The sequence below is a fragment of the Rhizobium terricola genome (assembly GCF_012927355.1).
Taxonomy (GTDB): domain Bacteria; phylum Pseudomonadota; class Alphaproteobacteria; order Rhizobiales; family Rhizobiaceae; genus Allorhizobium; species Allorhizobium terricola.
In genome coordinates, this window is the sequence record NZ_JABBGK010000006.1 from 151,472 (window position 1) to 167,637 (window position 16,166).

The window sequence follows — 16,166 nt, forward strand, 5'->3', positions numbered from 1 at the left end:
GAGTGAGAAGTTGGTACACCGGTTGACATGGTTCGAACCCGCGCGAGCTGAAGACAAGCTCCGTGAGTTCTTCATTACCGCCCTGATCGACATGAGTGCCACCCTCACTCTGCAGGATCAGCAGGGCAAGTATATCTGCATCACCACTTTGCCCGCGCGCTGGATGCTGAAACCCGGAGTGGAGCCGAGCGACGAGGCGATCTTCGGCCCCGAGCTTGGGACAAGGCTCGGCGAATTGAAGGCCGGCTTGGTCAAGCCGGGCGACCGCGCTGAACTGGAAATTGAGGCCGGCGACGACACCTTCTTCGAGTTCCGCTGCCGGATGGTCGAGATGGGCAATCACGAGATCAACCTGATGACGGTGGTTCTCGACCGCACGGAGGACCGGCGGCGCGAGCGGCTGTTGCGGGCGCTTCTGCGCGAGGTCAGCCATCGTTCCAAGAACCTTCTCGCGATCATCCAGAGCATCGCGTCCCAGACCGCGCGCTATTCCGGTACGCTCGACGCGTTCCTCGGCAAGTTCCGCGGTCGTCTGCACGCGCTCTCGCAATCGCAGGACCTGATCACCGACTCCAGCTGGCGCGGCGCCTACTTCCGCGACCTGCTGAAGCAGCAGGTCGATCGTTATGTGCAGGAAAACGGCAGTCTTGTGCATGTCTCGGGCGAGGATGTTATGCTGACGCCGAACGCATCGCTGCATATCGGCCTGGCCTTGCACGAGCTCGTCGTCAATGCCGTGAGCCATGGCGATTTCCTTCAGCGGCGCCGCCCGATCGAGGTCAGCTGCGAGCGGTTCCAGACCGACGCAGGACCGCAGATCCGTATCCGCTGGGTCGAGCCGGTCGGAAACATCAACAAGGAGGCGCTGAGCGCCGCCAGTAGCGCCCGGTTCGGCAGCACGGTGCTCGAACGGGTTGTGCCGTCCTCCGTCAACGGGCGCGCCACGCACCAGCTGGACGACAAGGAACTCCGCTACGAGCTCGTCTTTCCTCAGGAAATCTTCGAGTAGGCGCCGGCAAGCGCGGGAACGAGTTGTGGATTTTACCGTTCTCCCGCCGCCGACCACGCACCTTGCACGCCGCTGCGGCGGGCAAATGACGAGTTCGATCACAAGCCTCTGCGCAGGGAGCCTTTTATGCGTCTCTTCAACTGTTCGAATTGCGCGAACATCGTCCACTTCGACAATGGGGGCTGCGTGACGTGCGGGATGCGGCTTGCATGGCGTCCGAGCCGGTTCGACATGGTGGCGATAGCCGCCGACGGCGCAATGTTTCGCGATCCCGCGGAGCCGGCAAACCTATTGCAGCCGTGCGGCAATGCCGAAGCGGGTGGATGCAACTGGCTGGTGGAGGATGGACATGCCTCTGGCCTCTGTCTTGCCTGTCGCCACAACCTTACCATTCCCGATCTTTCCACGCAGGAGAATGTCGCCAACTGGCAGCGGATCGAGGCTGCCAAGCGATATGTCTTCTATTCCCTGCTGCGTTTCGGCCTGCCGCTGGTCACCAGAGCCGAGGATCCGGCAACGGGGCTCGGCTTCGAGTTTCTCGCAGACGATGCCGTCACGAGCGGACAGCAAGTGTTGACGGGGCATGCCGACGGACTGATCACGCTCAACATCGCGGAGGCGAGCGATGCGGAGCGGGAAGCGCGTCGCGTGTCACTCGGAGAACCGTTCCGCACGCTCGTCGGTCATTTCCGCCACGAGATCGGCCATTACTACTGGGATCGGCTGGTTCAGGAGCGCGGCGACCTCGAGTCTTTCCGCGCGCTCTTCGGTGACGAACGGAGGGACTATGGCGAGGCACTGCAGTTGCATTATGCCAACGGGCCAATGGCGGGATGGGAACAGAGCTACATCAGCGCCTATGCCGCGAGCCACCCTTGGGAGGACTTCGCCGAGACCTGGGCGCACTATTTCCACATCGTCGATGCATTGGACACAGCCGATGCGTTCGGCCTTCGGACGCGGCCGGAAATCGCCTCTCCGGAACTGACGCTGAGCACAACCTTCGACGCTTATCGAGCGGTCGACGCCAAGGTGCTCGTCGATGCCTGGGTTCCGCTGACGGTCGCGCTCAACAGTATCAACCGCAGCATGGGACAGCGCGACCTTTACCCCTTTGTACTGTCGGTGCCGGTGTTCAAGAAGCTGCAATACGTGCACAACCTCGTGCACGGCGCGACCAGCATGTGAAGCACTCCGATCGTCAGCCAAAAGGCCGGAATTGCGGGGTTTAAGGAACATTCATCGTCTTTTGACGTTAACCTTTTCACAAGGAGAACGACGATGAACACGCTTGCTGCACTCATGGTACTCGTTGCTTGCCATCCCCAGCAATCCAGTTGTCTGGAAGAGCCGGTCGCCGTGATTTCCTACAGCTCCGGTGCGGATTGCCGTGCCGCCCTGCCGTCCGAAATGGAAAAGGCCCGCAAGATGGCGGGTCTGATCTATGGAGACTGCGTGCCCGTTGATGCCGACCTTCTCGCCGGCCGGGAGATCCGCCAAACGATCGATCCGGTCAGGCTCGCCGAGCTCAAGACGGCTGTCCCGGCCGGGGTGACCGCCAAGGCGTTCGTCGAGGATCCTTTTGCGCGCTTTCCCGCTGTCCCGGGTATGGTCGGGGAGGCCAACCGATGACCGTGTCGCCCGGAGAACGTGATCGGTCAATCGATAAGGAAATGCGTGAAATCGCCAACGAGGCGCAGCTGGATTCCGATCTTTCCGCAGTTCCGCCCCGCTTCTCCAATGCAACGATCATAGCCCTGCTCCTCGTGCTCGCCGCGCTGGGGGTCATGATCGGCTCAACGCTGATCAACTGGTATCTCGCCATACGATAGACATGGAGAAGGCCGCCTCGTTAAGGGGCGGCCTTTTTGCGTGGCGTTAGACTGAGTGGTCCGGAGCGTACAAGAAAGGAGCCGGGGATGCTGGCTCCTTTCAGGTCAATTCTTCGGGAATCAGGCGCGGCGGAACAGGCGCGACGCGAGCGAGATCAGGAAAAGCACGATGAAGACCAGGAACAGGATCTTGGCGATACCGGCCGAAGCACCGGCGATGCCGCCGAAGCCGAGCACACCGGCGATCAGGGCGACGACGAGGAAGACAAGTGCGTAATACAGCATGGGTTTCTCTCCTTTTTCCGATGGCAGGAAAACGGCGGGACCGACAATTTGTTCCATCGGCCAACATCGATGGTCACGGCACAGATTTTCGTAGTGGGCGTCAAAATAACAATCAAAATAATACGGGAGTTTGGAACCTTCTGACCGTTTGTCCGTTGTGACGCAACGAACGAACCCAACCCCGATGGAAAAGCATGACCAAATTCGACAATGATCCATCAGTCCTGCAGAAGATGAACCTTGCTGGTGTTCATCCGGGTATCGCCACCCAGTTGCGCGAACTCTATCAAGCGGTGCAGGATGAAGAAATTCCCGACCGGTTTCTCAGCCTGCTCGAAAAGCTCGATCAGGCTGAGAAGCAGGCCGAGTCCAGTGTTCGCGTCAAGGATTCCGCCCTATGACCTCTGATGCAACGTCCGTAGAACGCTCGTTCAAGCGAGAGCTGCTTGCTGCTCTTCCGAATCTTCGTGCCTTCGCCGTCTCCCTGACCGGGCGCCATCATGTTGCCGACGACCTCGTGCAGGACACGATCATGAAGGCCTGGGCCAAGCAGGACCATTTTGAGCCGGGCACCAACATGAAGGCCTGGCTTTTCACCATCCTGCGCAACGAATTCTACTCCCAGATGCGCAAGCGCGGCCGCGAGGTGTCCGACAGCGACGGCATCTTCACCGCACAGCTCTCCACCCATCCACAACAGTACGGCTCACTCGACCTCCAGGATTTCAAGCGGGCGCTCGACCAACTGCCGAGCGACCAGCGCGAAGCAATCATCCTGGTCGGAGCGTCGGGCTTTGCCTATGAGGAAGCGGCGGAGATCTGCGGTTGCGCGGTCGGCACGATCAAGAGCCGCATCAACCGGGCGCGCAACAAGCTTCAGGAGCTTCTCGGGGTGAGCGGAGAGGGCGACTACGGCCCCGACGCGCACAGCTCAGCCGTCACCAAGCGCGCCTTCGCGGTATGACCGATCAGGCCCGTGGCTGGGCCGTGGCTGCAAGCACGGCGCGCGTCAATTCCTCGGGATGGATCGGCTTCTCGATGACGGGAAAGCTGAGGAGATTCGGATTTTCCGTGGCTTCCTCGTCATAGGAAGTGAGGAAGATCACCGAGGCGCCGGCGGTGGCGATCATCTCCGCGCGCTTGAGGTTGAGCGTTCCGGACGGGGCGCTGTCGACGACGACAAGGTCGTAACGGGAGATGGCAAGCTGCCGCTCGAGTTGCGATAGCGGGGTGATTGTGACGTCGCAGCCGAAGGCGTCGAGGAGAATGCGCTCGACCTCCATCGCGATCAGGTACTGGTTCTCCGCGACGAGAACACGCAGCGACGGGTTGTGCATGGCTTTTCCTTTTTTGCCGAGTGGCGTTATGGGCGCGCATGCGCAGAACGTCATTTAAAAAAGACATGTGATCGAGAGCGGTCCGGCACGGGCCGCACCCTGACCGCAAAAAGAGGACATTGCATGGCGAGCGAATTCCGCAACAATCCTGTCCGTGTCAGTTGCCATGAATGTCCCCTCCGGCTGAGAAGTCATTTCCGTCCCTTCTCCTCCGAGGAGCTGGACTTCGTCTCCCATTTCAAGCGCGGTGAGCTCAATGCAGATCCGGGGTCGACCGTGCTGGTCGAAGGCTCGCATAGCGCTCACCTTTATACGGTGCTTCAAGGCTGGGGGTTCCGCTACAAGATCCTGGAGGACGGCCGTCGGCAGATCCTCAACTACGTGGTTCCGGGTGACATGGTAGGGCTGCAGGGGGCCGTGATGTCGGAGATGCAGCATTCGGTCGAGGCACTGACGCCGATCACGCTCTGTGTCTTCGAGCGAAACCGGCTGTTCACGCTGTTCCAGAAACACGCCGGGTTGGCCTTCGACCTGACGTGGCTCGCGGCACGCGAGGAGAGCATTCTCGACGAGCATCTGCTCAGCATCGGTCGTCGGACGGCCACGGAACGAGCGGCTTACCTGCTCGCCTTTCTGTTCGAGCGTGGCCGTGTCGCCGGGCTTCTGGACGAGGAGCGCCGCCACGTGCCCGTGACGCAGATGCATGTCGCCGACACGCTCGGTCTTTCCATCGTGCACACCAACAAGACGCTGAAGAAACTTGCCGAGCGTGGACTTATCCGCTGGCTCGACCGCGGCTGCGAGGTCCTCGACCCGGAAGGTCTCCAGGCGGTGGCGAACTGGAGCCCGGGCGACCCCAAACTCAGGCCGTTCATCTGAATGGTGGCGATGCTGCAGCATAAAAGAAGGGCCGGTTCGTGAGAACCGGCCCTTCCTTTCGTGGGGAGGACAGATCTGGATAGGCGAGGTCGTCAGGCGACGACCAGCACCCCCGTGAAAAGCGCGATGATGAGGATCACCAGCACGATGAAAATCAGGATTTTGGCAATGCCTGCCGATGCGCCGGCCACGCCACGAAAGCCGAGAAGGCTGGCCACGGCGGCAATCAGCAGGAAGATCAGGATCCAATGAAGCATGATGTTCTCCGTTTACGAATTCCTGTCGTAAACAACAGCCGGGCCAATTTGTTCCATTGCGGCGCCTGCCGGTGAAAACGGCCAAACGCCGCAGGCGGCCCGGTAAGCGATTTAATCGTTGACGGAGCCGCCTCCGGCGCGCGAAACCTTCACTTGAGGGGGAAAGTGGGCTGGACAGTAACCACACATTCTGCTCGGTTTCACGCCGCTAAATTTCGACTTTAGCCTAATGCGAGATGGGAGATGGGTTTGAAGATCGGTTCGCCACGGGAGCTGTTTGCAGGGGAGGCACGCGTTGCCATGACCCCCGACAGCGCGCTTCAGCTACAGAAGCTTGGTTATGAATGCGTCGTCGAGGCGGGAGCGGGCAAGGCCGCCGGCTTTTCCGACGACGCCTATCGGGCCGCCGGCGTGACGGTGGTCGAGGGGGCCGCAGCGCTTTATGCGGCCGCCGACGTGATCGCCAAGGTGCGTCCGCCGGAAACGGCGGAACTCGACAGGCTCGCCCCCGGCAAAACGCTCATTTCCTTCTTCTATCCGGCGCAGAACAAGGACCTGCTCGAGCAGGCCAAGGACAAGGGCGCCAACGTCATCGCCATGGACATGGTGCCGCGCATCTCGCGTGCCCAGAAGATGGACGCCCTGTCGTCGATGGCGAATATCGCCGGCTACCGCGCGGTGATCGAGGCCGGCAACAATTTCGGCCGCTTCTTCACCGGCCAGGTGACGGCCGCCGGCAAGGTGCCGCCGGCCAAGGTTCTGGTCATCGGCGCCGGCGTCGCGGGTCTCGCGGCGATCGGTACGGCAACCTCGCTCGGCGCGATCACCTATGCCTTCGACGTCCGTCCGGAAGTGGCCGAACAGATCGAGAGCATGGGCGCGGAATTCGTCTATCTCGAATTCGAGGCCGCGCAGGACGGCGCCGCCACCGGCGGTTATGCCGCCCCGTCCTCGCCGGAGTTCCGCGAGAAGCAGCTCGCCAAGTTCCGTGAGCTGGCGCCCGAGATCGACATCGTCATCACCACGGCGCTTATCCCTGGCCGCGACGCGCCGAAGCTCTGGCTCGCCGACATGGTGGCTTCGATGAAGCCCGGCTCGGTCGTCATCGACCTTGCCGCCGAGCGCGGCGGCAATTGCGACCTGACCGTTCCCGACCAGAAGATCGTCTCGGACAATGGCGTGACGATCGTCGGCTACACCGATTTCCCGAGCCGCATGGCCGCCCAGGCGTCCACGCTCTACTCGACCAACATCCGCCACATGATGACGGACCTGACGCCGGGCAAGGACGGCAAGGTCGTCCATAACATGGAAGACGACGTCATCCGTGGTGCGACGGTCACCTTCGAAGGGGCCGTGACCTTCCCGCCGCCGCCGCCGAAGATCCAGGCGATCGCGGCCGCGAAGCCGAAGGAGAAGGCCAAGGAACTGACGCCCGAGGAAAAGCGCGCCCAGGAAGCGGCCGCCTTCAAGGCGCAGACCCGGAGCCAGGTCGGCCTGCTCGTGGTCGGCGGCCTGCTGATGGCGTTGGTCGGTGCTTATGCGCCGTCCGAGTTCATGGCGCATTTCATTGTCTTCGTGCTCGCCTGCTTCATCGGCTTCTCGGTGATCTGGAATGTCAGCCATTCGCTGCACACGCCGCTGATGGCCGTGACCAACGCGATTTCCGGCATCGTCATCCTCGGCGCGCTGCTGCAGGTCGGTTCCGGCAATTGGCTGGTCGTCATCCTCGCCGCAATCTCGGTGCTGATCGCCACGATCAACATCGTCGGCGGCTTCCTCGTCACCCGGCGCATGCTCGCCATGTTCCAGAAATCCTGATCGGGGAGGGGATTTAAATCATGACGATCGGTATCGTTTCCGCCGCCTACATTGCCGCGGCCGTTCTTTTCATCCTCTCGCTCGGCGGGCTCTCCGGCCAGGAAAGCGCCAAGCGCGCCGTCTGGTATGGCATCGTCGGTATGGGCCTTGCCGTCGCGGCAACCGTCTTCGGACCGGATGTCGGCAACTGGTTCATCATCCTGCTGATGATCGCCGGCGGCTCCGTGCTCGGCTACTATGTCGCCAGCCGCGTGCAGATGACCGAGATGCCGCAGCTGGTTGCGGCACTCCACTCCTTCGTCGGCCTCGCCGCCGTGTTCATCGGCTACAATGCCGAGATCGAACTCGGCCGGGTCGCCGGTATGGACGAGGCCGCCCGCCACGCGCTGACCGGATTTGCCGCCGTGCTCGCGCACAAGCTGGCCGATCCCACGGGAGCGCTGGTGGCCATCCTCAAGGTCGAGGTCTTCCTCGGCGTCTTCATCGGTGCAGTCACCTTTACCGGCTCGGTCATTGCCTTCGGCAAGCTGGCCGGCAAGGTTGACGGCAAGGCAAAGAAACTGCCCGGCGGGCACCTGCTCAATGCCGGTGCGGCGATCGGCTCGCTGATCCTTCTGGTGATGTTCTTCAGCGGTGCCGGCATCTGGACGCTGATCCTGATGACGCTGCTCGCCTTCTTCATCGGCTACCACCTGATCATGGGCATCGGCGGCGCCGACATGCCGGTGGTGGTGTCGATGCTGAACAGCTATTCCGGCTGGGCGGCGGCGGCGATCGGCTTCACGCTCGGCAACGATCTCTTGATCGTCACCGGCGCGCTGGTCGGCTCTTCGGGTGCGATCCTGTCCTACATCATGTGCAAGGCGATGAACCGCTCCTTCATCTCGGTCATCCTCGGCGGCTTCGGCACCGTTACGGGTCCGGCGATGGAGATTTCCGGCGAACAGGTGGCGATCGACGCCGAAAGCGTCGCTGCGGCCCTCAACGAGGCGGACTCGGTCATCATCGTGCCGGGCTACGGCATGGCGGTGGCCCAGGCACAGCAGGCGGTCTCGGAACTGACCCGCAAGCTGCGCGCGGCCGGCAAGGAAGTGCGTTTCGCCATCCACCCGGTGGCGGGTCGCCTTCCGGGCCACATGAACGTGCTGCTCGCCGAAGCCAAGGTGCCTTATGACATCGTGCTGGAAATGGACGAGATCAACGAGGACTTCCCGAACACGGACGTCGTCATCGTCATCGGCTCGAACGACATCGTCAATCCGGCCGCACAGGAAGATCCGAACTCGCCGATCGCCGGCATGCCGGTTCTCGAAGTGTGGAAGGCCAAGCAGGTGTTCGTGTCGAAGCGCGGCCAGGGCACAGGCTATTCGGGTATCGAGAACCCGCTGTTCTACAAGGACAACACGCGCATGTTCTACGGCGATGCCAAGAAGTCGGTTTCCGAACTGCTGCCGATGATCAAGTAAGGCATTCGCCTTCACTGACGTTGAAGGAGCCGGGCGGAGACGCCCGGCTTTTTCGTTCGGGCGAGCCGGCCCTTTGAGTAAGACGCTTGCGGCTGGTCAGAACCTCGGTTCTACCTGATAGCCGGCACGCAGCACATCGACGAGCAGCCGGGGCGTCAGTACGGAGACTTCCTCGTGCAGATCGGCATGGCTTGCCGGACCATAGCCTTGGTGGCTCCACGGATAGGCTTTGCCCTGCCAGAGCAAGGCAGGCGTTTGCGGCGATCGGTGCGTGACGAAGAAAGTGCCGGACGGCAAGTCGCCGAGCGCAGCGGAGAAGCGCTGCTGGCTTTTTTTCCTGTGGAGGCGATCGGCGTGCAGCAGGCGGTCGATTTCGCGGACGGGCACAAAATGGTCTTCTTCAGCGCCCCGGGCCCGATTGAACGACGACTTGAAACGTCTGAAGTCGGCGCGGCGGCATTCGGCGCAGGGCCGGTGGCCGGCGGCGAATGCAACGGCCTCGTCCCAGAAGAACAGCGGCGTGTAACGGCCCTTCCGGTCGAAGGTGACGCGACGGCCATTGCGTGCTTCCAGGGTGCAGCAGATCCAGGCCTTGTCGAGATAGTTCCTCCGAATGTCGCCATCGGGGCCGTGCAGGTCGCCGCGGTTGCCCATCAGGGCGCCCCTTATCGGGGTGGCTTCCAGAACGCCGAATGGCGTAACGCGGTTCGGCCGGGGACGCGGCAGCGACGAAGTCTGGTCGGCGGGCATGGGTGGTTCGGTTCTGGCTTTCGGTGAGTCTCGTGCAGACCTGTAGCACGCAGGTCGCGCAATTCCCACTCAGCCGGCCGTCGGGGCAGCCTGTGCGAGCAGACGGTGAAGATAGTCGCGTGTCGCCACGACGAGCGCATCAAGGCCGTCTTCAGCATCCTCGTTGTGATGCAGGGCGAAGTTTTGCAGGATCAAGCCGTCAATGCCGATCAGCATGAAGCCGGCGACTGCCTTGCCGATGCGCTGGTGGTTTTCGCTGATCTCGCCAACCCCGTCGAAGATCAGCCTAGCGTAGAAATCGATATAGGCATCGTACTGGCGCTTGGCGAGCCACTCGGCCCCTTGCGTCCGGAGCGCGTAAAGCGTCAGCTCGGTCTGGGCGATCTGCTTGTTGCGGGTGCGCTGGACGTAACGCCACATCGAACGGATGACGGTTTCAATCCGCTCTTCCGGATCCGGCGAACTGGGGATTTCCGCCTGATAGGTGGCAGCCATGTCCTCGATCAGGTCTTCGAGCACGGCGAGCAGCAGGCTTTCCTTGCTGTCGAAGTAATAGTGCAGCGTGGCGAGCTGCACGCCGGCGCTGGCGGCGATCTTTCGGGTGGTCAGCGCTTCCATGCCGCCGTTTTCCAGCGCCTCGAGCGCGCCCTTGATGATGCGCGCACGGGTTTCTGCGCCCTTGCGGGTCGCTCCCGCCGGGCGGGAGGGGGCGGCTGCCTGAGGCTCTGTCGGGTCGTCGTCCATCTTGGTGTCAGTTCGCCTCATAGGTGATGCGGCCGTCGCAGATGGTGAACACGGGCGCGAGGTCGGCGATCCCCTCGGAGGGACGATCCTCGATGTCGCCCGAGAGAACCACGACGTCGGCGTAGTAACCCGGCTTCAGCACGCCTTTCCGGTCTTCCATGAACTCGACCCAGGCGCTGGTCCGGGTATAGGCCTTCAGCGTTTCATCCAGTGTCAGGCGGTGGTCCGGCATGTCTTCGCGCCACGGCGTCCGCGTCATCGCATCGCGAATGCACGACAGCGGCGGAAGGGGCGAGACCGGCCAGTCGGTGGCAAAGACGATCGTGGCGCCGGCATCGACAAGCGTCTTCCACGCGAAGGCATGCGGCCAGCGTTCCTCGCCAATGTATGTCAGATACGGTTCGAGCGGAAGCCCGGCGGAACCTGGCGGATGGGTCGGCTGCATGGAGGCAATCGTTCCGAGCTCGGCAAAGCGAGGAACGTCTTGCGGATGGACGACCTCGATGTGTTCGATGCGGTTGCGCCGGTCGCTCGGGCCATTGGCCTTGCGGGCGGCTTCGTAACCGTCGAGCACCATTCGCACGGCGCCGTCGCCGATCGCATGGACCGCGACCGGCAGCCCGAGACGGTCTGCCTCGACGGCAACCCGGTTGAAGTGTTCGGCGGAGAAAAGCGGGTCGCCTTTCCAGCCGGGCTTGTGGGCATAGTCGTCGACGAAGACCGCCGTCTCGCCTTCGGTGACGCCGTCCATGAAGACCTTGACGAAGTTGCAGCGCAGCTTGTCGCTGTCGAACCGCGCGCGCCAGGCGGCGGCCTTGTCCTCAATGTCCGTGAGCGGCATGAAATTCTTCATGTGAAAGGGCATGCGCACGCGGGCGGGAAGACCTTCGGTCTCCTCGATCTCCTTCAGCAGTTCCAGCTGGTAGAGATTGCCGTCCATGTTCTGGAACGAGGTGATGCCGAGCGAGGCGCAGTAGGCGAGCCCCTGCTTCAGGACGGCGATATCGCCGGCACGCTGGTCCGCCGTCACGCTTTCCGGCTCGCCGCCCGTGCCGACGCCGAGACCCTCGCGGCCACCGGTCCGGCTCATCACGGCAACCGGGCGCATGGCGTTGGATTCCCGCAATTCGCCGTTGGCCAATCCGTCTTCGCCCATGACGATCTCATTGCCGACGCCGACGTCACGGCCGTGCAGGATCCCGGCCCTTTCGAGCGCGATGGTGTTGGCCCAGGCGGTATGGCGGTCGGGCGCGACCATCATGAAGGGTCGATCGGGGATGATGCGGTCGAGATGATGGCGGGTAACCCGTTCCTCCTCGGAGAGGATGGTGTAGTCGGCCGTCTGCGCGACCAGCAGTTCGAGGTCCGGGTTGGCGGCGGCATAGGCGGTGACGGCTTCCTTCAGCGTGTCAAAACCATTGACCCCGAACAGCGACAATTCGTTGAGCGAGACGGAGCCGCCGAAGATGTGCATGTGGGCTTCATTGAAGCCCGGCATGACGGTTGCGCCTTTGGCATCGATGATCCGGGTCGACGGTGTCGCCATCGCCTCGATCTCGGCATTGCCGCCGATCGCCGCAATGCGGTTTCCGACAATCGCCACGGCCTCCGCGCGGGGGAGGGCGTCGTCCATCGTGAGCACGCGGGCATTGCGAATGATGATATCCATGGCGCTGTTCCGTTTCGTCTCTTCTTGTTGTTCCGGCGGCGCGCCGGGCCGGCCGCGCGCAATGGCGGCAATTCAGCCGGGGACGGGAGCGGTGACGCATCCCGTGCTCCGATCGCGGGCGGTCAGGCCGCCTGGTGGGTGATGCGGCCGTCGCAGATCGTGACCGCGGCGCGGACCGTGTCCATGATCTTTTCCGGTGCGACCTGCTCGATGTCGTGGGTGAGGACCACGACGTCGGCGAGGAAGCCGGGCTTCAGCTTGCCCTTGCGGTCTTCCATGAATTCGACCCAGGCGCCGATGGCGGTATAGGCTTCGAGCGACTCTTCCAGCGTGAAGCGCTGGTCGGTGAGGCCTTCCTTCCACAGCTTGCGGGTCATGGCATCCTGGATGCACTGGAAGGGCGAAACCGGCGATACCGGCCAGTCGGAGGCGAAGACGACCGGCGCGCCGGCCTCCTTCATCGTGCGCCAGGCATAGGCATATTCCCAGCGGTCCTCGCCGATGCGGGCATCGGTCGGCTCCAGCGGGAAGCAGGTGCCGCCAGGGACGTGAACCGGCTGCATCGAGGCCACGACGCCGAGCTCCCTGAAACGCGGGAGGTCGGTCGGATCGATGATCTCGATGTGCTCGATGCGGTGGCGGAGATCCTGCTTGCCGTTCGCCTTGATGGCGGCCTCGTAGCCGTCGAGCGTCTGGCGGATGGCGGCGCTGCCGATCGCATGGACGGCAATTTGCAGGCCGAGCGCATCAGCCTTCGTGGCGATGGCATTGAACGCCTCGGCGGTGAAAAGCGGCTCGTAGGTGTAGCCCGGACGATCGCCGTAGCCTTCCAGCATGAAGGCGGTCTGGCTGTCGAGGACGCCGTCCATGAAGACCTTGACGAAGTCGCCGCGGACCATGTCGGTGGCGAACTCCTTCTTCCATTCCGCTGCCTTGTCGAGTTCGGCGAGATCCATGAAATTCTTCATGTGGAAGGGAATGCGGATGCGGCAGGGCAGTTCGCCCGACTGCTCCAGGTCGCGCATCAGGCGCAGCTGGTAGTGGTTGCCGTCGAAGTTCTGGATCGAGGTGACGCCCCAGGAGGCGCAGTATTCCAGGCCGCTCTTGAGGATCGCCCGGTCGAGGGCATATTGTTCGGGCGTGACGTTTTCCGGATCCATGCCGGTCACCATGCCGAGTTCCTCGCGGCCGCCGGTCGAGGCGAGTGCGGACACCGGTCCGAAGGCGTTGCCTTCACGCAGTTCGCCGCTGGCCATGCCGTCGGCGCCCATCACCACCTCGTTGCCGACGCCGACATCCTTGCCATGCAGCAGGCCGGCCTTTTCCAGCGCGGCGGTGTTGGCCCAGGCCGTGTGATGGTCAGGGGCGAACATCATGAACGGGCGATCCGGCAGGATCGCGTCGAGATGATGGCGAGTGACGGATTCGTCAAGCGAGATGATCGAGTAGTCGGCCGAGAAGCCCATCAGCAGCGGCTCGTCGGGATTGGCCGCGGCATAGGCCTGCATCGCTTCCTTCAGGGCCTCGAAGCCATGGACACCGTGGAGGTTGAGCTGGCGCAGCGAAACCGAGCCCGGGAAGATGTGCATGTGGGCCTCGTTGAAGCCCGGCAGGACCGTCTTGCCCCCGGCATCGATCACTTGCGTTTCAGGGCCGGCCAGCGCCCTGATCTCATCGTTGCTGCCGACGGCAAGGACGCGATTGCCGGCAAGGGCGACGGCCTCCGCTCTCGGGGCGGCTTCGTCCATGGTCAGCACGCGGGCATTGCGGATGATGAGATCGGCGGTCTTGGGCATGATGTCAGTCCTGGATGAATAGGTGTCTGGCGGTCAGGCGCTGATGCGGCTGAGAGCGCGGAAGAAGGCGAAGTTGTCCTGCTTGAGTTCGTCATCGAGCGGATTGGGCTGCGACGAGAGCTTGACGATGACAGTCTCGGTCGACGGGTCGACATAGAGCCACTGGCCGTGAATGCCGATGGCACAGAAGGCGCCGTCCGCTTCCCCGGTCTGGTACCACTTGCTGCGGTAGCGGCCGTTCGGCAGCATCGTCGGCTGGCTCGCGGCCCAGGCCTTCGGATCGCCGGCGGTCTTCATGTCCTCGACCCAGGCCGTAGAGACGACCTGACGGTCTTCGGCGCGGCCGCCGTCGAGCAGCATCTGGCCGACGCGGGCGAGATCGCGGGCCGTGACGCAGACGCCACCGGCCGAGCGGGCCGTTCCCGCACCGTCGACGCTGACGAGGGCGTGGTTCTTCGCGCCGAGCGGCTTCCAGAGCAAGTCCGAAAACAGGTCGGCATAGCGCCGGCCGCTCGCCCGTTCGATCAGGATGCCGAGCAGGTCGGAATTGGGCGATGCGTAGTAGAAGGGGCCACCATGCGGGCGATCGGCCTTCTGCAGGGTCATTAGGAACTCGGTGAGCGTCTCGACGGGAGCGCCCGGCTCGGACGGGTTCCACAGCGTCGAGCGACGATAACGGGCAAAGGCGCCGTCCTTGTTGAGGTAGGCCTCGTCGAAGTCGAGGCTGACGCGCATGTCGAGCACGTCACGATAGGTGCAGTCGCCATAGGCGGAGCCCTTCGCTTCGGGCACCAGATCGACGACCGGGCGGTCCGGATCGACGATGCCCTGTTCTTCAAGGCCGGCCGAGACGAGGGCGGTTAGCGACTTGCTGACGGAAAAGACGATGTGGCGGGCGTTGACGTCGGCGTGCGGCGCATAGTGTTCTGCGACGATCCGGCCGCCCTTCATGAGCACGAAGGCGTCGGTATGGGCGTGGTCGAGGAAGGCGCGGGCATTGGTCGTGCCGGCAAGCCCGGTCTCGAGCGGCAGGTCGAGCAAGGGAGAGGATGAAAGCGCTGTTTCGGGCGTTTCGGCAGCGGCGCGGATCTCGGTGGTCGGCACCATCTCGCGCAGGTTCTGGAAGCTCCACCGGCTGAACGGGGCGGTGCGCCAGTTGGCGATCGTCACGTCGCGGCGTTCGAAGCCGTGGGTCGTCTTGAATTCGGTGGTCATGGAGCGTGTTCCCGTAAACGGGAGAGCCGCGAGGCTCCCCCGTCTTCATGCAAATATCGATATGGGCCGGGTTACTTCTGAACTTCGGTCCAGATCTTGGTGTAGAGTTCCTGGACTTCCGGCTTGCAGGCGAGGTTGAACTTGCCTGCTGCCTTGGCCGATTCCGGAATGTTGACTTCCGGAGCGGTCTTCATGTCTTCCGGCATGAAAGCGTCCGAGCCCTTGATGCCGTTCGCATAGCGGGCGAAGGCCGAGAGCATGGCGGCGTTTTCCGGGTCCATGATGAAGTTGAGGAACAGCTTGGCGTTGTCGACGTTCTTGGCGTCCTTCAGGATGGCGGCGTTGTCCATCCAGATCGGGTAGCCTTCCTTCGGGTAGCCGTAGACGATGTTCGGGTTGGCGAGACGGCCGCGGAAGGTTGCGCCGTTCCAGTCGACCGAAGCGGCGAGGTCGCCCTTCGTGTACTTCTCGACCGTACCGTAGTCCATCGAGATCCACTTCGGCTTGGCGGCGACCAGCAGGTCGCGGGCCTTTTTCAGGACGGTCAGGTCGCCGGTGCAGGGCTCGCCGCCGGCATAGGTGACGACCATGTGCATGACGTCCGACATTTCCGGAACGACGTTGACCTTGCCGACCAGCTCAGCCGGCGGGTCGAGGAAGATGGCAGACGTGTTCGGGTCGCCGGAGTAGACGGACTTGTCGACGGCGATGCCGGTCGTGCCCCACTGCCACGGAACCGAGTAGTGGCGGCCCGGATCGAACGGCACGTCAACCCACTGCGGATCGACATTCTTGAAGTTTTCCAGCTGGTCCGGACGGGATTCGAGCAGCAGGCCTTCGCCGATGAAGATAGGCATGGCGCTGGCTGAGGGAACGACGATGTCGAAGCCGTGACCGCCCTGGCGGATCTTGGCAAGCGCGGTGTCATTGCTGTCGTAGTCGGTAAGCGTCACCTTGACCTTGTAGGCCTCCTCGAACTTCTTGATGAGCTCGGGGTTGGTGTAATTGCCCCAGTTGTAGATGTTGAGTTCGCCGTCCGCGTGGGCGATCGCCGCGGAGGCCATCAGGGCCACCAGGCTGGCGGCAAGCTTCAGGGTATGCTTCAT

Annotated in this window: 18 protein-coding genes; 9 read left to right on the forward strand and 9 right to left on the reverse strand. The window is 63.0% G+C overall.

Annotated features, from left to right (window positions below; translation table 11 throughout):
* Window positions 1-10: 10 nt before the first annotated feature.
* From HHL25_RS20440 to HHL25_RS20455, 4 genes are all read left to right on the forward strand, one after another.
* Entirely contained in the window at window positions 11-1,009 is a 999-nt protein-coding gene (locus HHL25_RS20440; RefSeq protein ID WP_169595080.1) for a sensor histidine kinase, read from the forward strand.
* Between the two features lie 126 nt (window positions 1,010-1,135).
* Window positions 1,136-2,197, forward strand: coding sequence for a zinc-binding metallopeptidase family protein (locus tag HHL25_RS20445; RefSeq protein ID WP_169595081.1), 1,062 nt, complete (start codon window positions 1,136-1,138; stop codon window positions 2,195-2,197).
* Window positions 2,198-2,290: 93 nt separating this feature from the next.
* Window positions 2,291-2,641 (forward strand): hypothetical protein, encoded by a 351-nt coding sequence (locus tag HHL25_RS20450; protein ID WP_169595082.1) that lies wholly within the window; start codon window positions 2,291-2,293, stop codon window positions 2,639-2,641.
* A gap of 41 nt (window positions 2,642-2,682) precedes the next feature.
* Window positions 2,683-2,841, forward strand: a complete 159-nt coding sequence (locus tag HHL25_RS20455; RefSeq protein WP_169595083.1) for a hypothetical protein — start codon at window positions 2,683-2,685, stop codon at window positions 2,839-2,841.
* A gap of 120 nt (window positions 2,842-2,961) precedes the next feature.
* Here HHL25_RS20455 and HHL25_RS20460 read toward each other — a convergent pair whose 3' ends face one another.
* Entirely contained in the window at window positions 2,962-3,126 is a 165-nt protein-coding gene (locus tag HHL25_RS20460) for a DUF1328 domain-containing protein (RefSeq protein ID WP_169595084.1), read from the reverse strand.
* Between the two features lie 233 nt (window positions 3,127-3,359).
* On the opposite strand from HHL25_RS20460, the gene HHL25_RS20465 reads away from it, so the two are divergent.
* Window positions 3,360-3,527 (forward strand): NepR family anti-sigma factor, encoded by a 168-nt coding sequence (locus tag HHL25_RS20465; protein WP_246701923.1) that lies wholly within the window; start codon window positions 3,360-3,362, stop codon window positions 3,525-3,527.
* Entirely contained in the window at window positions 3,524-4,090 is a 567-nt protein-coding gene (locus HHL25_RS20470) for an RNA polymerase sigma factor (RefSeq protein WP_169595086.1), read from the forward strand. Before HHL25_RS20465 ends, HHL25_RS20470 begins: the two co-directional genes overlap by 4 nt.
* A 4-nt stretch (window positions 4,091-4,094) precedes the next feature.
* On the opposite strand, the gene HHL25_RS20475 is transcribed toward HHL25_RS20470, so the two are convergent.
* On the reverse strand, window positions 4,095-4,463 hold the full coding sequence (locus tag HHL25_RS20475; protein WP_169595087.1) for a hypothetical protein: 369 nt from the start codon (window positions 4,461-4,463) through the stop codon (window positions 4,095-4,097).
* A gap of 123 nt (window positions 4,464-4,586) precedes the next feature.
* Here HHL25_RS20475 and HHL25_RS20480 point away from each other — a divergent pair, with 123 nt between their 5' ends.
* Complete coding sequence (locus HHL25_RS20480; protein ID WP_169595088.1) at window positions 4,587-5,342, forward strand: Crp/Fnr family transcriptional regulator; 756 nt, start codon at window positions 4,587-4,589, stop codon at window positions 5,340-5,342.
* Between the two features lie 92 nt (window positions 5,343-5,434).
* Here the strand turns inward: HHL25_RS20480 and HHL25_RS20485 are convergent, their stop codons facing one another.
* On the reverse strand, window positions 5,435-5,599 hold the full coding sequence (locus HHL25_RS20485) for a DUF1328 domain-containing protein (RefSeq protein WP_169595089.1): 165 nt from the start codon (window positions 5,597-5,599) through the stop codon (window positions 5,435-5,437).
* Between the two features lie 249 nt (window positions 5,600-5,848).
* Here HHL25_RS20485 and HHL25_RS20490 point away from each other — a divergent pair, with 249 nt between their 5' ends.
* Both HHL25_RS20490 and HHL25_RS20495 read left to right on the forward strand, forming a co-directional pair.
* Window positions 5,849-7,420: a Re/Si-specific NAD(P)(+) transhydrogenase subunit alpha gene (locus tag HHL25_RS20490; RefSeq protein ID WP_169595142.1), complete on the forward strand. Its 1,572-nt coding sequence runs from the start codon at window positions 5,849-5,851 to the stop codon at window positions 7,418-7,420.
* Window positions 7,421-7,440: 20 nt separating this feature from the next.
* Complete coding sequence (locus HHL25_RS20495; RefSeq protein WP_169595090.1) at window positions 7,441-8,886, forward strand: NAD(P)(+) transhydrogenase (Re/Si-specific) subunit beta; 1,446 nt, start codon at window positions 7,441-7,443, stop codon at window positions 8,884-8,886.
* Between the two features lie 96 nt (window positions 8,887-8,982).
* Here HHL25_RS20495 and HHL25_RS20500 read toward each other — a convergent pair whose 3' ends face one another.
* The 6 genes from HHL25_RS20500 to HHL25_RS20525 form a co-directional block, all read right to left on the reverse strand.
* Complete coding sequence (locus tag HHL25_RS20500) at window positions 8,983-9,636, reverse strand: hypothetical protein (protein ID WP_169595091.1); 654 nt, start codon at window positions 9,634-9,636, stop codon at window positions 8,983-8,985.
* Window positions 9,637-9,705: 69 nt separating this feature from the next.
* Entirely contained in the window at window positions 9,706-10,380 is a 675-nt protein-coding gene (locus HHL25_RS20505) for a TetR/AcrR family transcriptional regulator (protein WP_169595092.1), read from the reverse strand.
* Window positions 10,381-10,387: 7 nt separating this feature from the next.
* Window positions 10,388-12,049 carry an amidohydrolase gene (locus HHL25_RS20510; protein ID WP_169595093.1) on the reverse strand — a complete coding sequence of 554 codons (1,662 nt, stop codon included), beginning with the start codon at window positions 12,047-12,049 and terminating at the stop codon, window positions 10,388-10,390.
* 122 nt (window positions 12,050-12,171) lie between these two features.
* Entirely contained in the window at window positions 12,172-13,845 is a 1,674-nt protein-coding gene (locus HHL25_RS20515) for an amidohydrolase (RefSeq protein ID WP_169595094.1), read from the reverse strand.
* Window positions 13,846-13,878: 33 nt separating this feature from the next.
* Complete coding sequence (locus HHL25_RS20520) at window positions 13,879-15,060, reverse strand: serine hydrolase domain-containing protein (protein ID WP_169595095.1); 1,182 nt, start codon at window positions 15,058-15,060, stop codon at window positions 13,879-13,881.
* 71 nt (window positions 15,061-15,131) lie between these two features.
* Entirely contained in the window at window positions 15,132-16,166 is a 1,035-nt protein-coding gene (locus HHL25_RS20525) for an extracellular solute-binding protein (RefSeq protein ID WP_169595096.1), read from the reverse strand.

Bases quoted from the DNA above. Each gene is read 5' to 3' on its own strand.
- HHL25_RS20505 (WP_169595092.1), bottom strand. From the start codon at position 10,380: ATGGACGACGACCCGACAGAGCCTCAGGCAGCCGCCCCCTCCCGCCCG.
- HHL25_RS20480 (WP_169595088.1), top strand. From the start codon at position 4,587: ATGGCGAGCGAATTCCGCAACAATCCTGTCCGTGTCAGTTGCCATGAA.
- HHL25_RS20520 (WP_169595095.1), bottom strand. From the start codon at position 15,060: ATGACCACCGAATTCAAGACGACCCACGGCTTCGAACGCCGCGACGTG.
- HHL25_RS20445 (WP_169595081.1), top strand. From the start codon at position 1,136: ATGCGTCTCTTCAACTGTTCGAATTGCGCGAACATCGTCCACTTCGAC.
- HHL25_RS20485 (WP_169595089.1), bottom strand. From the start codon at position 5,599: ATGCTTCATTGGATCCTGATCTTCCTGCTGATTGCCGCCGTGGCCAGC.
- HHL25_RS20515 (WP_169595094.1), bottom strand. From the start codon at position 13,845: ATGCCCAAGACCGCCGATCTCATCATCCGCAATGCCCGCGTGCTGACC.
- HHL25_RS20495 (WP_169595090.1), top strand. From the start codon at position 7,441: ATGACGATCGGTATCGTTTCCGCCGCCTACATTGCCGCGGCCGTTCTT.
- HHL25_RS20470 (WP_169595086.1), top strand. From the start codon at position 3,524: ATGACCTCTGATGCAACGTCCGTAGAACGCTCGTTCAAGCGAGAGCTG.
- HHL25_RS20450 (WP_169595082.1), top strand. From the start codon at position 2,291: ATGAACACGCTTGCTGCACTCATGGTACTCGTTGCTTGCCATCCCCAG.
- HHL25_RS20475 (WP_169595087.1), bottom strand. From the start codon at position 4,463: ATGCACAACCCGTCGCTGCGTGTTCTCGTCGCGGAGAACCAGTACCTG.
- HHL25_RS20465 (WP_246701923.1), top strand. From the start codon at position 3,360: ATGAACCTTGCTGGTGTTCATCCGGGTATCGCCACCCAGTTGCGCGAA.
- HHL25_RS20460 (WP_169595084.1), bottom strand. From the start codon at position 3,126: ATGCTGTATTACGCACTTGTCTTCCTCGTCGTCGCCCTGATCGCCGGT.
- HHL25_RS20510 (WP_169595093.1), bottom strand. From the start codon at position 12,049: ATGGATATCATCATTCGCAATGCCCGCGTGCTCACGATGGACGACGCC.
- HHL25_RS20525 (WP_169595096.1), bottom strand. From the start codon at position 16,166: ATGAAGCATACCCTGAAGCTTGCCGCCAGCCTGGTGGCCCTGATGGCC.
- HHL25_RS20500 (WP_169595091.1), bottom strand. From the start codon at position 9,636: ATGCCCGCCGACCAGACTTCGTCGCTGCCGCGTCCCCGGCCGAACCGC.
- HHL25_RS20455 (WP_169595083.1), top strand. From the start codon at position 2,683: ATGCGTGAAATCGCCAACGAGGCGCAGCTGGATTCCGATCTTTCCGCA.